Source organism: Salicibibacter halophilus (genome assembly GCF_006740705.1).
Taxonomy (GTDB): domain Bacteria; phylum Bacillota; class Bacilli; order Bacillales; family Marinococcaceae; genus Salicibibacter; species Salicibibacter halophilus.
In genome coordinates this window covers 3,137,279-3,151,935 of record NZ_CP035485.1, presented here as the reverse complement: position 1 = coordinate 3,151,935, position 14,657 = coordinate 3,137,279, and the positions used below count along the sequence as shown (strand labels likewise).

The following is a 14,657-nucleotide window of genomic DNA, read 5'->3' as shown; positions in this document are numbered from 1 at the left end:
CCCAAAACAAAGGATGTTTTGTTGCATTTGCGGACTAATTCGGCTCACGAGCAACGTTTTGAGTCCACAGAACACCATCCTGTGGACTCATCTGACTCCAGAGCAACCCTTTGAGGCCGCAGAACACCGTACTGAGGACTCTTCTGACTCCAAAACAACACTTTGAGACCGCAGAACACGATCTTGAGGATTTTTCATACAAAAATAGCTTACAAGCCCCAATAGACTTGTAAGCTACTTTCTTCTTTTTTAATACCACCGTTCCGTAACGACTTTCTTTCTTGTATAAAACTGCACGCCGTCTTTGCCATTTGTGCCCAAGTCTCCATAAAAGGAGGCTTTGTTGCCGGCGAAGGCGAAGAACGCCATCGGCGCGGGTACGTTGACGTTGACGCCGATTAAGCCGGCATCGATACGGTCGCGAAACGTTTGCGCCTCTTTCCCGTTTGACGTGTAGATTACCGCTCCATTCGCGAACCGTGAGTGATTCGTCACCGCGATCGCTTCATCTAGGTCACGGACACGCACAACACTGAGCACCGGCGCGAAAATTTCGTCTTGCCAGATGGTCATGTCGGTATTGACGTTGTCAAAAATCGTGGCACCGACGTAGTACCCTTGTTCTTTTTCCGAGCCTTTGTCACGCCCGTCAACGACGAGATCCGCGCCTTCCTGAACGCCTTGGCCAATATACCCGAGCACTCTCTCTTTGTGCGTCTCGCGAATAACCGGTCCGACGAAATTTTCTTCATATCTCCCGTCGCCAACTTTCAGATCCTTAGTTGCGGCGGTGAGTTTTTCCATAAATTCATCGGCAATGTCATCGACGACAGCCACCACCGAGCATGCCATGCAACGCTGGCCACTGCTTCCAAACGCAGAAGCCATAACGCCTTCGATCGTTTTTTCCATGTGGCATCCCGGCATAACGACTGCATGGTTTTTAGCTCCGGCCAATGCTTGCACGCGTTTGCCATGTGCTGTGCCGGTTTCATAGACATGTTTGGCAACAGGTTCGGATCCGACGAACGAAATCGCTTCGATGTCCGGTTGGGTTAACACACGGTTCACAACATCTTTTGCCCCGTGAACGAGGTTTAACACCCCTTTCGGAAATCCTGCTTCATAAAATAATTCCACCAGTCGCTCCGCAAGCAGTGGCGTACGCTCCGATGTTTTCAACACAAAAGTATTTCCGCAAGCGATGGCCAATGGGAACATCCACAAGGGGACCATCATCGGAAAATTAAACGGTGTTATACCCGCGACGACACCGATAGGATAGCGCCAAACCGAGCCATCAATGCCGCGAGCAATTTGCGGCAACGCATCTCCCATCATTAAGTTGGGTGCCGATGTGGCAAGTTCGACGACCTCGATGCCTCTTTGTACTTCTCCATGAGCATCTTTTAACGTTTTCCCATTTTCAAGCGTGATGATTTCGCCCAATTCTTCCCGATTTTCATTGAGCAGCTGTAAGTACTTAAACATATAGCGTGCCCGATCAGGCACCGGCACCAATGCCCAAGATTCATAAGCGTCTTTCGCAGCCTCCACCGCACGATCAACATCCGCCGCCGTTGAAATCGGCACGGTGGCGATCGTTTCCCCAGTCGCCGGATTCGGGACCGACTCGGTGACGCCGCCTTCCGAATCTACCCATTCACCGTTGATTGAATTGCGCATTGCTCTTACATCCGTGATCATTTTATCCGCTCCTTTTTCGCTTCAAATGAAATATCTTGTTTGCCAACGTGCTCATAGAGCACAGCCATATCCTTTGGCCCCAATCCCGCTTGTTCCGCTTCCTCATACACTTGCAAAAGTACGTCCGTTACAGGTAGATGTAAGTCTTCCCGTGTCATTGTTTCTTTGACAAAATTAAGATCTTTGCGCAAAAGCTTTAAGGTAAATCCGGGATCATACTCATCGTTCGCGATGAATGTTTTGTAGTTTCGCTCATAGATTCGGCTCTGGCCATAGCTTACACTTAACACGTCAAACAAGGCGTCCAAATCCATATTTTGTTTTTTTGCCAGCGCGAGCGCTTCACTGACCCCTGCTGTGTAAAAACCGATAAACAGGTTGTTAATGAGCTTAGACAGTGTTCCGCTCTCAATGCGTTCGTCAATGTGAAAAATATCCTCGCCAAGCACATGCATGAGGGCTGAAGCCTCGTCAAAGATCGGCTTGGGACCACCCGCCATAAACGTCAATGTTCGGTTCACAGCTCCAACGACACCCCCGCTCACCGGTGTTTCCAAAAACCGCACCTCATATTTCTCCGCTGTTTCTGCCACTTTTTTATTGCTTTCCGGAGCCACGGTGCTTGTGTCCAGAAGAAGAATGTTCTTATGGCTGTTTCGAATTAATCCGTCTTCCCCGAGATACACAGATTCATAGGCTTCTACCGAAGGCAAACTGGTAATAATGGCGTCACAAGATTTTGCCAAATCGTCCATGGAACGTCCGACCTGTCCGCCGGCTTTTTCAAAGCGCGTTTCTGCTTCATGGTTCACATCAAACCCATATACATCGTATCCCGAATCCAACAAGTTTTCCGACATAGGCATCCCCATGTTTCCGAGTCCGATAAAGCCGATTTTTTTCATTTAAATCCCCCCGTTTACGTACAATATTTTTCTGCGTTGATGACGTATTCGCTTATATTACGTTTTTTCTTAATAATGTTTTGCCCTTCCGGAACATGTTCCCGGGCACGAAGTTTCACGCTCATTGCTTTTCCCTCATCTTCAGCAACCGCGCTCCAAAGCCGAATCACAGCCGCTTCTACGCGTTCATATCCTTCCTCGCAGATCACGTCCGTCATTAGCTGCTTGAGCATTGCTCCGTCTCCCGCTTTTTCAGTGCGTAAATAAGCCGCGCGCATGATAGAGATTTCTTTGTACATATCCGCGACCAAACGAGAGAATTCTTGGGTTTCCAATACATCTTCACGAACTATATCCGCCAGCGCTTGCATGATTTCGCCGAAACGTCGTTCTGCTTCATCGATAAAGCGAGCATTCCGATTGCCGGCTCTTCGCTTCTCAGCCGGCCGATCGTGAAATTGGGAAAACAAAGATTTGGCCACCGCCAACCGGTTGATTTCATTCGTCCCTTCGAAAATACGGCTGATTCTGGCATCACGGTAAATTCGCTCCACTTCATACTCTTGCATAAAACCATAGCCGCCGTGAATTTGGACCGCTTCGTCAGCAACCGCTGCCAAAACTTCCGATCCTTGAATTTTGGCGGATGCACACTCAGCGATAAATTGTCCGACAACTTTTGAAGCATCCTCATTACTGTTTTTTTCCAATGCATCGTCAATGCGTGCTGCTGATTGATAGACCAGGCTTTCAAGACCAAAGATCGCGAGGTTCATATTCGTGATTTTTTCCCGGATCATTGGAAAATCAACGAGGAGACGCTGAAATTGCTTTCGTTCTTTTCCATAATTTACACTAAGTTCCAGCGCGCGTTTCGACGTGCCCAAATTCGCAAAAGCCAATTTCAAACGCGCCACGTTGAGGGTGTTCATTGCAATTTTGTGTCCTTTGCCAATGTCCCCGAGTACATTTTCTCGCGGAACCGCTACCTCATCGAGGATAAGAGTGGCGGTTGATGTGCCATTAATTCCCATCTTCTTTTCTTCCGGTCCGACCGATACGCCTTTCATTTCCCTTTCCACGATAAAGGTGGTCATTCCAGAATCTGTGTTGGCGAAAACGACATAGACGTTGGCAAGATGGGCATTCGTAATCCATTGCTTTTCGCCTGTCAATATCCAAGCATCCTTGTCTTCGTTCCATACCGCTTTCGCTTTTCCTTTCAGCGCGTCGGAACCCGCAGATGGCTCCGTTAATGCGTACGCACCGACCCAAGCTCCGCTACCCAGCCGCGAGAGATATTTTTGCTTTTGTTCGTCATTGCCATAGTTGATATAAGGGGACGTACCGACACCCGAGTGAATGTTATAGGCGACACTAAATGAACCGCCACCGTTCCCGATATTTTCGGCAACCAGTCCGGCGACGTGTTTGCCTAGTTCGAGTCCTCCGTAAGCTTCCGGTATTTCAATGGCTAAAAGTCCAAGTTCGCCCGCGGCCGCAAACGTTTCCCGTTCCACTTGATAATCATGCTGTTCCAAGCTCTCTGCATTCGGAAGAATCTGCTGATCGACGAATTTTTCCGTCGTTTTCGCGACCATGACCTCGTCTTCGGTCAAATCTTCCGGCGTGAAGATGTCGGGTTCGGCGAGAAGGTCCTCCCGCCAGGGCACCCCTGTTAATCTTGTTCCCATCATCAACCCCCCCTTTCCATACATCTATTGCAATAATTGTGCCATCCATTACCCTTCGATCACGCTTTGTCTACGCGACATTATTTGTATAACTGTTTAGACACTTATACATTAAAACGAGAAAGTTTATTATATAGCGTTGCCCGCGAGATGCCTAATCGTTTTGCTGCCTTTGATTTATTGCCGTTAACTTCTTCCAACACCTTTTCGATCTGCTTTTGCTCGAGTTTGTGTTCCTGTTGTTGTTTTCTTTTATGCCATTCGCTTAAAGATTCAGTCATTTGAGGTTGTTCCCTGAAGTCTTCCGGCAAGTCTTCGACACGAATGTGGTCAGCCTCGCATAAATGAAACATTCGCTCGAGCACGTTTAGAAGCTCCCGAACATTTCCCGGCCAATGGTATTGAAACATTCTTTCCAGTACTTCTTTATCAATGGTTGTTTCCCTTGTTTCATTTTCTGCACTTAATTTCGGAAGTTGATCGGCTATAATCAATGGAATATCCTGTTTTCGCTCCCTTAAAGACGCGATGTGAAGGGGCATTACATGCAAGCGATAATACAGATCCTCCCGAAACTTATTTTCTTCTATCAGCTTTTTAAGATCTTTGTTCGTTGCCGCGATCAAGCGAAAATCTACGGGAATCGGGGCGGTACCGCCGACGCGGTCGACCTCTTTTTCTTGAAGTACCCGCAAGATTTTTGCTTGTGTAGTGAGCGGCATATCTCCGATTTCATCCAAAAACAAGGTCCCGCCATTGGCCAGTTCGATTTTGCCCGGCTTGCCGTCATTGCGCGTGCCGGTGAACGCTCCCTTCATATAACCGAATAGCTCCGACTCCAGAAGGCTCTCCGGAATTGCCGCACAGTTGACGGCGACAAAAGGGCTTTCGTTTCTGTTTCCCATATCGTGAATGGCATGGGCAAATGGTTCTTTACCTACGCCTGTTTCTCCGGTAATTAACACCGCTGCCTTTGTTTGTGCCGCCTTTCGGCTGATTTTTTTTGCCTTAGAAATCGCAGGGCTTTCCCCGATGATATCTTCAAAGTGGACCGAACGTTTGACCGTTGATCGTGTTTGCACTTGTTTTTTTGTCTGCGTTTCATTTGTATGCAAAAGTTCCATACGCTGAAGGACTTGTTGGATCTCGGAAACCCCTTCATAGACGAGTATCCCGACCGCGCCGATCACCCTCCCATCCTTCCAGATCGGCAAACGGTGGACGACCAACTCTTGTCCCTGTAATCGGTGTGGCTGACTGCGTTCGGGGACACCAGTTTTCAAAACGACCGGCAGGCGTGAGTTTTCAATGACATCCGCCGCCGGGCGTCCCAGCGCTTCTTCTTTGCTCACCCCGACATAGCGGCTATAGGCATCATTAAATAGTTGAATGATTCCTTTTTCGTCAACGATGGCCACCCCTTCATAAGCTGTATCAAACCCTAGCTTTAACCATTGAATCGTTTGTTGGGCGCCTTTTTCCCGCTCTCGCACGTATTCATAATAAGCGACCATTTCCTCCCGCCCGATAACCCCTTCCAGTGCTCCGGTTTTTTCATGAAGGACATAGAGCGGACGCCCGTCCGCCTTTTGATCATTTAATGAAAAATCATCACTGACAGCTTCATAATCCGTTTTCATAATGGAATGAATGTCTGTTTCCTTATCTACATGCGCCACACAATCTTGTAAAGTAACGACCCCGAGCAAATGACCATCTGCCACGACAGGCAATTCCTTGTCTGCAATTTCTGAGAAAAGCACGAGCGTTTCTTGCAACGTATCTTCTTTTGACAGTGTAACCGGATGTAGTTTCATCCATTGCTTGACGTGATCATTTGAAATCATTTGCATCGGCCCCTCACCTCTTCTAAAAAATGCAAGCGCTTTCTATTTTTATTTTAAAACAACGGCGAGGTTTTAACAATTCATCAGGTTGTTTCTTTTGCTTCATTTCGAAGTGTGACACGCCTGATTTTTCCAGAGGTCGTTTTGGGCAATTCATCGATAAACTCGATTTTTCTTGGATATTTATAGGGAGCGGTTAAACGTTTCGTATGGTCCTGCAATTCGCTGACAAATTCTTCTATGTTGCCAACATTTCCGGGTTCTCGAAGTACAACATACGCTTTGACAACACTTCCTCTGATTTCATCCGGAACTCCGACGACCGCGCATTCTTTTACAGCCTCGTGTTTGACCAAAGCATCTTCCACTTCGAACGGACCGATTGTGTAGCCGGCACTAATGATGATGTCATCACTTCTGCCGACAAACCAAAAATATCCATCCTTATCCCGGTAAGCTTGGTCCCCGGTTAAATACCAATTGCCTCGATAAGTTGCGTTCGTTCGTTCCGGGTCACGATAATACGCTTTAAAAAGGGCCGGAGAATCTTTATGAACGGCAATATCCCCAACTTCACCCGTTGGAGAAGCATCCCCTTCATCGTTGATCACTTCAACTTGATTACCCGGTGTCGGAGTGCCCATAGACCCCGGTTTGATTTCCATGCCTTCTTGGATGCTTACGAGTAATGTGTTTTCAGTTTGGCCATAGCCATCGCGAACATTGATATTAAAAGCGTTTTGAAAGGCTTCGATTACTGGTCGATTGAGAGGCTCGCCTGCAGAAACAGCGCTTTTCAAGTTCGAAAGGTCATAGCTTGTTAGATCATCGACACTGACCATCAAGCGGTATTCGGTTGGTGTACAGCACAAAACTTCTATTTTTTCTTTTTCTAAAATCTTTAAAAAAGCTTCCGGCTTGAATCCACCGTGATAGACAAATGCCGTTGCCCCAAGGGTAATTGTCGAGAGAAAAGGGCTCCAAATCCACTTTTGCCACCCGGGTGCAGCTGTCGCCCAAACGAGATCCCCTTCCTTGACGTTCAACCAATTTTTTGCCGCGGTCTCCACATGGGCATAGCCCCATCCATGGGTGTGGGCAACACCTTTCGGGTTTCCCGTTGTTCCAGACGTATAGGAAAGGAAAGCCATGTCATCTCGGGAGGTTTTTTCCCCTTCATACTGTTCACTTTCTTGCTCAGCAAGCTCTTCAATCGGCGACCATCCATTCACCTTTTGTCCAATTACAAACTTACGTCCGAGTGCTTCGTAATCATCGTTGATAGCATTGACCTCGGCTGTTGTTTGATCATAAGCGACAATGGCTCTTGCCCCGGAATGCTCCATCCGAAAAATCAGATCTTTTTTTCGAAGCATCTCGGAGCACGGAATAGCAACCAACCCGGCCTTGAGACAAGCAAGATAGCTGATGTAGGCCTCAGGGATACGCGGGAGCATTATTAAAACTCTATCGCCTTTTTCAAGTCCCGAACGCCGCAACACTTGTGCGTATTGATTTGCTTTAGTGACCAACTCCGAATAGGAAACTTCTCGAATGCCCCCTTCTCCATTCATCCAACGAATCGCTGTTCTCGTGGGGATATCTGCGAATTTCTCTACCGCATCGGCAATATTATACTGGGGTGGAGCGATTAAATCTTGAGTGTTCATTGGCTATGCCTCCTGGGTTGAAGTTTCATCGTTTACTAATGCAAACCTTGTGCCATAAACAATCCAGGATTCGTATAGGAAGTTGTTCACGTTAATGTGTCTAAGTGTATAGACATTTCTTGCGAATAAACGGTTTTATAAACAGCCTCCTAATTCTATGACCCTTGTCATCTTGTTAATACTTCGGCATACAAATTGCATATAAAAAAACCAAGACTGTTGAAAAGAAAGGTGATCACCATGCATACCATGCATTTTCCTCGACAAGTCATCTATGGGGAAGACGGTTTAAAAAAAGTGGGGGAGATTTCCAACCAGGAAGGAAAGCGTGCACTCTTGATCAGCGATCCGGTCATGGATGAACTAGGCAATGTTTCTGCCTGCCGCAAGCTTTTGGAAGAAGCGGGTGTTGACGTCATTACTTACTTAGGCGTGGAATCGGAGCCTACCGATAAGTTTGTTGATGAGGCGTTGTTTATTTGCCGGGAAGCTGCTTGTGACCTTATTGTCAGCATCGGCGGCGGCAGTTGCATCGACACGGCAAAAGCCGTTTCGGTCGTCATTACGAATGGCGGATTTGTTAGCGATTACATGAACCAAAAAACAATCGCCGAAAACGAAGGACTTCCTTTAATCGCCATTCCGACAACCGGCGGAACCGGTTCCGAAGCGACCGACGCAACGGTGATTACAAATGAAAATAATGGAATCAAAATGATGATCAAACAACCCGCGTTTATGCCTAAAATCGCGATCGTCGACCCACTCCTCACCCTTTCCACACCGAAAAACACGACAGCGGCTGTCGGTATCGATTCTTTAACCCACGCGCTGGAAGCCTATATTTCCAAACATGCCCATCCGTTCACCGACCAGCTTGCACGTTCTTCTTTTCAATTAATCATGGAAAATTTGAAAGACGCCTATCAAGACGGAGACAATATTACAGCCAGATCCAATACGATGTTTGCTTCTATGCAAGCGGGGATGGCTTTTTCCAACGCTTCCGTTTGTCTTGTACATGGAATGTCAAGACCTATCGGCGCACTTTTCCATGTCCCCCACGGCATCTCGAACGCCATGCTTTTGCCTGTCGTATTGGAATATAGCAAGAATGCCTGCCAAGAACGCTTATATGAACTGGCGTGCCACGTCTATCCCGATTTGAAAAACGTTTCACCAAACGAGGGCGCGAACACCCTTGTCCATCGTATCCTTACACTGTGCGAAGATTTAGATATCCCCAACTTGGGCTCGTGGGGCATCAATCAGCAAGAATTTGAACGTACGTTACCGAAAATGGCAGAAGACGCCCTTATAAGCGGAAGCCCCGCCAACAACCCCAAAGTGCCGACAAAAGACGAGCTCATTGATCTCTATCAAAAAGCATATCGTTATCAATACTCATCAAAATCAACATAGATCCAACATTAAGAAAAAGGAGTAAATGATCATGCTTGGCATACTGCTCGGACTAGTCCTTTTGATGATTCTGGCCTATCGAGGTTGGTCCATCATATGGATCGCCCCGATATGCGCCGGTATTGTGGCAATCACCGGTGGCCTTGACTTGTTGGACGCGTACACAGACACATATATGGGTGGATTTGTTGATTTTGCCAAAGAGTGGTTTCCGGTATTTATGCTAGGTGCCGTTTTTGGTAAATTAATGGAATATACAGGGATGGCCAAGTCGATTGCCACTGGTATTATCAACGTGCTTGGCGCAAGACGTGCAATTCTCGGAGTCTCGATTTCGTGCGCGGTACTTGCATATGGAGGAATCAGTGTATTTGTGGTCGCGTTTGCCGTTTATCCCCTTGCGTTAGCCATGTTTAAAGAAGCGAACTTGCCCCGGCGGTTAATGCCGGCAACACTCGCGTTCGGGACGCTAACATTTGCTATGGTTGCTCTTCCGGGAACTCCGCAAATTCAAAACTTAATTCCTACAGATTATTACGGAACGACGGCAGCCGCGGCTCCTATCATGGGGCTAACCGCCGGCGCTTTTATGGCCGTTACCGGATATACGTATTTAAAATGGCGGGAGAAAAAAATAACAACAGCTGGTGAAAAATACACGGAACCACCGAAGAAAAAAGAAGGAGAAAATACAATCCAAGGGACGCCGCCCCCGTTTCTAGTATCCATTCTACCGCTTTTAACGGTCGTCATCACGTTGAATGTGTTGCAATTCGACATTATCGTTGCCTTATTATCGGGGATCGTATTGAACTTACTTTTATGTGTTCAAAAATACAGAGGGTTCGTCACAGCCATGAATGAAGGAGCCAGCGGTTCCGTTTTGGCAATTATTAACACAAGCGCGGCCGTTGGGTTTGGAACGGTTGTGCAAAATGTCCCCGGATTTGCCCAACTTTCCGATCTTATTTTAAACGTTCCCGGGAATCCTTTGGTTTCTCAAGCCGTTGCCGCCAACGTATTGGCAGGAGCCACCGGCTCAGCCTCCGGAGGGTTGGGCATCGCGATGGAAGCTCTAAGTGACACTTATATGTCGGCGGCACAAGCCACCGGTATAGATCCGGAAGCGTTTCACAGAATCGCGTCGCTATCTTCGGCGGGGCTCGACTCACTCCCCCATAACGGCGCGATTTTAACCATCCTTATTGTCACCGGCATGTCTCACAAAGAATCCTATAAAGATATCGCAGTCGTATCCGTCATTATCCCCATTTTGTCGGTGATTCCGGCAATCATTCTCGCCAGCTTCGGCATTTATTAATGGGAGGGCCCAATAAATGTTTAACATCCATCACAACAAGGGTAGTTTATAATGGAACCCTATCCAATGATGCAAAAGAAAGGACGATGCAAAAAATGAACGAAGAACAGATATTTCAGCAAATCGACATGATCCGGCAAAATACATTAAATGAAATGGAAGGCTTATCCGAACAAGAGGCCGATCAGATGCCTGCCGGTTTTAACAACTCTATCCGTTGGAACCTGGCACATATTTACACGGTTCAGTATCTTTTACTCTCAAACTACGGCGGGAAAAATATTGAAACGCCTTCTCGCTATCCTGAATTGTTTGCCCCCGGGACAAAGCCCGCGGATTGGGAAGGGGAAGTACCCACGCTCGATAAAATAAAACAACATCTGGAAGAACAGCCGGCCAAACTAAAGGAGATATTATCCGGGCAACTAGATGATAAAGCCACAGAACCGTTTATGTCCCAATCAACAGTCGGTGAGATTTTGAATTTCACATTGTATCATGAAGGGATGCACGTGGGAGTGATTAAAGGCATCAAAAAAGCGAAAAAGTCGGTATAGAACGCCTGCCAAAATAGAAAAATATCGTTTAGATGAAAAATCGGAGCAATTCATTGTTCCGATTTTTTTAGTCTTTAGCCGCGATCACTGCTCAAAGCAGTAAGCTTTGCTACATATATTTTTACTTGCGTTAATGTCTCTATCGTGGTATACACGATACTTGGGTCAAAGCAAAACTTCCATCCCGTGCGTTTAAAGGGGACGGAAAAGTTCAGCCATCAGACTTCCGTCTTCCGATATCTGACCTCTGGAACCACGGAGGCTAATCACCGGGATAAATAATCGAAAGTTAGGGAGAGTATTTTGTTAAAAAAGAACAGTGTTTTTAAAATTTCTCTTATGTTGAGTATTGTTTTTGTCGTGGTCGGTGTTATCTTTTATGAATGGTTAGGGGAACAAGCATCGATTTTTTTAGACTTTGCCGTGACCAATTTTAATTGGTTTTACCTTCTAGTTGGTTCTATCTTTGTTGCCCTTTGCTTCTATTTAATGTTTTCAAAAGCCGGTAACATCCGACTTGGCAAGGATACGGAAAAACCGGAATACAGTACTTTCTCCTGGATCACTATGCTATTTGCTGCCGGAATGGGCGTCGGTTTAGTATTTTGGAGTGTTGCAGAACCAGTTGGTCACTACACAACCCCACCTTACGGAGAGGGATCGACATCAGAAGCTGCAAATTTGTCCATGCAGTATACTTTTTTCCATTGGGGATTACATCCTTGGGCAATTTTCGGGGTGATAGCCTTAGGTTTGGCTTATTTTAGTTTTCGCAAAGGCTTGCCAACGACTATAAGCTCTATTTTTTATCCTGTTTTAGGGGATAAAGTTCACGGTGTCTCCGGAAAAACGATCGACATTCTTGCTGTTTTTGTTACGGCAGTAGGGGTTGCCAGTACGTTCGGCTTAAGCACCTTGCAAATTTCCGGTGGTCTAAATTACCAATTTGGCACCCCTAATACGTTCACTACCCAACTCGTGATCATCGGACTTGCCACAGTTCTTTTTATTATTTCCTCATGGTCAGGAATAAGCCGCGGTATCAAATACTTGTCGCACCTTAATATGTTGTTGTTATTTTTGTTAATGGCTATCGTGATTATCGTCGGCCCAGCAAGACAAATTTTTGAAATGCTGATCAGTACAACGGGAAGCTATATCGGAAATATTGTACCCATGAGTTTGAGACTAGACCCTTTTAGTGATGAAGCAAGTAATTGGATTGGTAATTGGACAGTCTTTTATTGGGCTTGGTGGACAACATGGGCTCCTTTTGTCGGCGCATTTATTGCAAGAATATCTAGAGGGCGGACGATTAGACAGTTTGTTTCAGGGGTTTTATTAGTGCCTTCATTAGTATCCTTTATTTGGTTTTCTGTTATTGGAGGTTCTGCTTTACATTGGGTTCATAATTTAGGCGATACAGCACTGGCAAGCAATATAAATGCCGATGTTGAATCAGCATTATTTATGTTTTTTGGAAACATGCCGTTAGGATTTTTGCTTAGCGTTCTTGCTATCGTCTTGATTTTTACGTTCCTTATCACCTCAGCTGATTCAGCCACCTTTGTGTTGGGGATGCTTAGCAAGAGTGGAGACCTCCATCCGTCACCTTCCGTTAAAATAACTTGGGGAGTCATTACTGCCGGTGCTGCTACCGTTTTTATATTAGCCGGTGGTGTCGATGCAGTGAGAACCATCTCCATTGTTATCGCCTCTCCCTTCACCATTATATTGTTGTTTATATGTTACGTCTTGTTTAAGGAAGTAAGAAGAGAAATGAACTCCTTATAAAACATGAAAGCGCACCTGAGCCAAGTTGTCAGGTGCGCTTTTCATCGTTCGCTTTCTCAACTACCCTTTAACATGTCTGAATACAGATCATGGTTTTCCTTGTCAAAACAGATAAAGAAAACCTTATCAATAGCCGGTCTGTCGCTCAACACTTGCTCCACCGTTTCCACCGCGATACGTGCCGCCCGTTCTTTTGGAAAGCCGTAAGCGCCGGTACTGATGTTTGGGAACGCGATTGTTTGCAAATCATGCTCCACCGCCAGCTGCAAGGAGTTTTTATAACAATTTCGAAGCAGCTCCTCCTCTTTATTTTCGCCCCCATTCCACACCGGTCCTACAGTATGAATAACGTGGCGGACAGGCATCTTGCCAGCGGTGGTGATCACCGCTTCACCAGTCTCACAACCGCCGATCTCTTTACATTCTTCCAGAATTGCTTTTCCGCCGGCACGATGGATGGCTCCGTCCACGCCGCCCCCACCGCGCAACGTTTTATTGGCAGCATTAACAATCGCGTCTACGTCCAGTGTCGTAATATCTTCCTGGAGCACTTCCATCTTCATTTTTACACCTCACGTTACAATAATCGGCTCGTCTTTGGTGACGATAATCGTATGTTCAATCTGGGCGACCATGCTTTTATCCCGTGTCGTTAGCGTCCAACCGTCTTCTTTTTCATAAATTTGCTCGGCTTTCGTCGATACGAAAGGTTCAAAGGCGATGACCATGCCATTTTCCAAAAGCGTTCGATCCCATGGGTTAAAATAATTAAAAATATGATCGGGCGCATCGCGCAAGGAATAGCCGACGCCGTGACCGGTTAAATTTTTAATGACTTTGAACCCTTCTTCCCTCGCTGTTTTATGAACGGCACGTCCGACATTGTTCATCTTTGCCCCGGCCCGGAACTTTCCGAGACCGGCATCAAAAACTTTTTTTGTCGCCTCAAGCAATTGGTTTTGTGCCGGCGTCGCCTCACCGACGACAAAGGACCTACCGGTATCCACCCAATAATCGTTATAAGCACCGGACACATCAATGTTAACGAGATCACCATCCTGAATGATACGCTCGCCGGGGATGCCGTGGGCAACCTCCTCATTGACACAGATACACGTATTCCCCGGAAACCCATACGTGCTGATCGGCGCCGAAACCGCACCGCTTTTCGCAAACATCTCCCCCGCCAATTCATCAAGCTCAATGGTTTTCACGCCGGGCTTTGTCCGGCGGATCATTTCATCACGAATTCCCGCGATCACACGGCCCGCTTCTTTCAAACCTTGGATATCTTTATCATTTGTAGCAATCATTATGAAGACCCCTTTTTGATAATAAAAAAATGGAAGCAGCACCTATCTGCACACTTCTCTCTTTTATATTTATTGTAGCCCTCTTGGCTTCATGCAACAACAAGGAGAGTTTGCTGGAAAGAGAGAAGCAAAAAGGTTTCAATGACCAAAAAAACCAAAAACACCGTACAAACCGGCTTTTTGGTCTATAAATCAAAATAGCAGAAAGCTTTATTGCTGCAACTCTTGTTGGATTTCAAGCACTTTTTCTTTATCTAGCCCAGTACCTTTAGCGACAGCTTCAATGTCCATCCCGAGCATTAACAGCCATCTGGCTAACACATCATTCCACGGGTCGATACTTACAGTTGGAGGTTCATAGAGTTAAATAGGTGCTGCTGAATAGATAAAAATTCCCTTATTAACAAGGATTTTCGCTATTTTTGTC

Annotated in this window: 12 protein-coding genes; 5 read left to right on the top strand and 7 right to left on the bottom strand. The window is 46.3% G+C overall.

Features of this window, described 5'->3' with window-relative positions:
• Positions 1-249: 249 nt before the first annotated feature.
• The 5 genes from EPH95_RS15285 to EPH95_RS15265 all read right to left on the bottom strand — a co-directional run bounded on the left by EPH95_RS15285 (position 250) and on the right by EPH95_RS15265 (position 7,823).
• Complete coding sequence (locus EPH95_RS15285; protein WP_142090891.1) at positions 250-1,707, bottom strand: CoA-acylating methylmalonate-semialdehyde dehydrogenase; 1,458 nt, start codon at positions 1,705-1,707, stop codon at positions 250-252.
• On the bottom strand, positions 1,704-2,612 hold the full coding sequence (locus EPH95_RS15280; RefSeq protein ID WP_142090890.1) for an NAD(P)-dependent oxidoreductase: 909 nt from the start codon (positions 2,610-2,612) through the stop codon (positions 1,704-1,706). Before EPH95_RS15280 ends, EPH95_RS15285 begins: the two co-directional genes overlap by 4 nt.
• Before the next feature lie 14 nt (positions 2,613-2,626).
• On the bottom strand, positions 2,627-4,306 hold the full coding sequence (locus tag EPH95_RS15275; RefSeq protein ID WP_405127463.1) for an acyl-CoA dehydrogenase family protein: 1,680 nt from the start codon (positions 4,304-4,306) through the stop codon (positions 2,627-2,629).
• Positions 4,307-4,410: 104 nt separating this feature from the next.
• Complete coding sequence (locus EPH95_RS15270; protein ID WP_142091639.1) at positions 4,411-6,153, bottom strand: sigma 54-interacting transcriptional regulator; 1,743 nt, start codon at positions 6,151-6,153, stop codon at positions 4,411-4,413.
• Positions 6,154-6,236: 83 nt separating this feature from the next.
• Positions 6,237-7,823, bottom strand: a complete 1,587-nt coding sequence (locus tag EPH95_RS15265) for an acetate--CoA ligase (RefSeq protein ID WP_142090888.1) — start codon at positions 7,821-7,823, stop codon at positions 6,237-6,239.
• Positions 7,824-8,063: 240 nt separating this feature from the next.
• Between EPH95_RS15265 and EPH95_RS15260 the strand changes: the two genes are divergently transcribed.
• The 4 genes from EPH95_RS15260 to EPH95_RS15245 all read left to right on the top strand — a co-directional run bounded on the left by EPH95_RS15260 (position 8,064) and on the right by EPH95_RS15245 (position 12,917).
• Positions 8,064-9,245: an iron-containing alcohol dehydrogenase gene (locus EPH95_RS15260; RefSeq protein WP_142090887.1), complete on the top strand. Its 1,182-nt coding sequence runs from the start codon at positions 8,064-8,066 to the stop codon at positions 9,243-9,245.
• Positions 9,246-9,276: 31 nt separating this feature from the next.
• Positions 9,277-10,566, top strand: coding sequence for a GntP family permease (locus EPH95_RS15255; RefSeq protein ID WP_142090886.1), 1,290 nt, complete (start codon positions 9,277-9,279; stop codon positions 10,564-10,566).
• Positions 10,567-10,652: 86 nt separating this feature from the next.
• Positions 10,653-11,123: a DinB family protein gene (locus tag EPH95_RS15250; RefSeq protein WP_227003939.1), complete on the top strand. Its 471-nt coding sequence runs from the start codon at positions 10,653-10,655 to the stop codon at positions 11,121-11,123.
• Between the two features lie 303 nt (positions 11,124-11,426).
• Positions 11,427-12,917 carry a BCCT family transporter gene (locus EPH95_RS15245; protein ID WP_227003938.1) on the top strand — a complete coding sequence of 497 codons (1,491 nt, stop codon included), beginning with the start codon at positions 11,427-11,429 and terminating at the stop codon, positions 12,915-12,917.
• A 56-nt stretch (positions 12,918-12,973) separates the two neighbouring features.
• Here the strand turns inward: EPH95_RS15245 and EPH95_RS15240 are convergent, their stop codons facing one another.
• Together EPH95_RS15240 and map are read right to left on the bottom strand one after the other, a co-directional pair.
• Positions 12,974-13,480: an O-acetyl-ADP-ribose deacetylase gene (locus EPH95_RS15240; RefSeq protein WP_142090883.1), complete on the bottom strand. Its 507-nt coding sequence runs from the start codon at positions 13,478-13,480 to the stop codon at positions 12,974-12,976.
• Between the two features lie 9 nt (positions 13,481-13,489).
• Positions 13,490-14,230, bottom strand: a complete 741-nt coding sequence (gene map, locus EPH95_RS15235) for a type I methionyl aminopeptidase (RefSeq protein WP_142090882.1) — start codon at positions 14,228-14,230, stop codon at positions 13,490-13,492.
• Positions 14,231-14,259: 29 nt separating this feature from the next.
• Between map and EPH95_RS18970 the strand changes: the two genes are divergently transcribed.
• Positions 14,260-14,421, top strand: coding sequence for a hypothetical protein (locus EPH95_RS18970; protein WP_160141804.1), 162 nt, complete (start codon positions 14,260-14,262; stop codon positions 14,419-14,421).
• Positions 14,422-14,657: the final 236 nt, after the last annotated feature.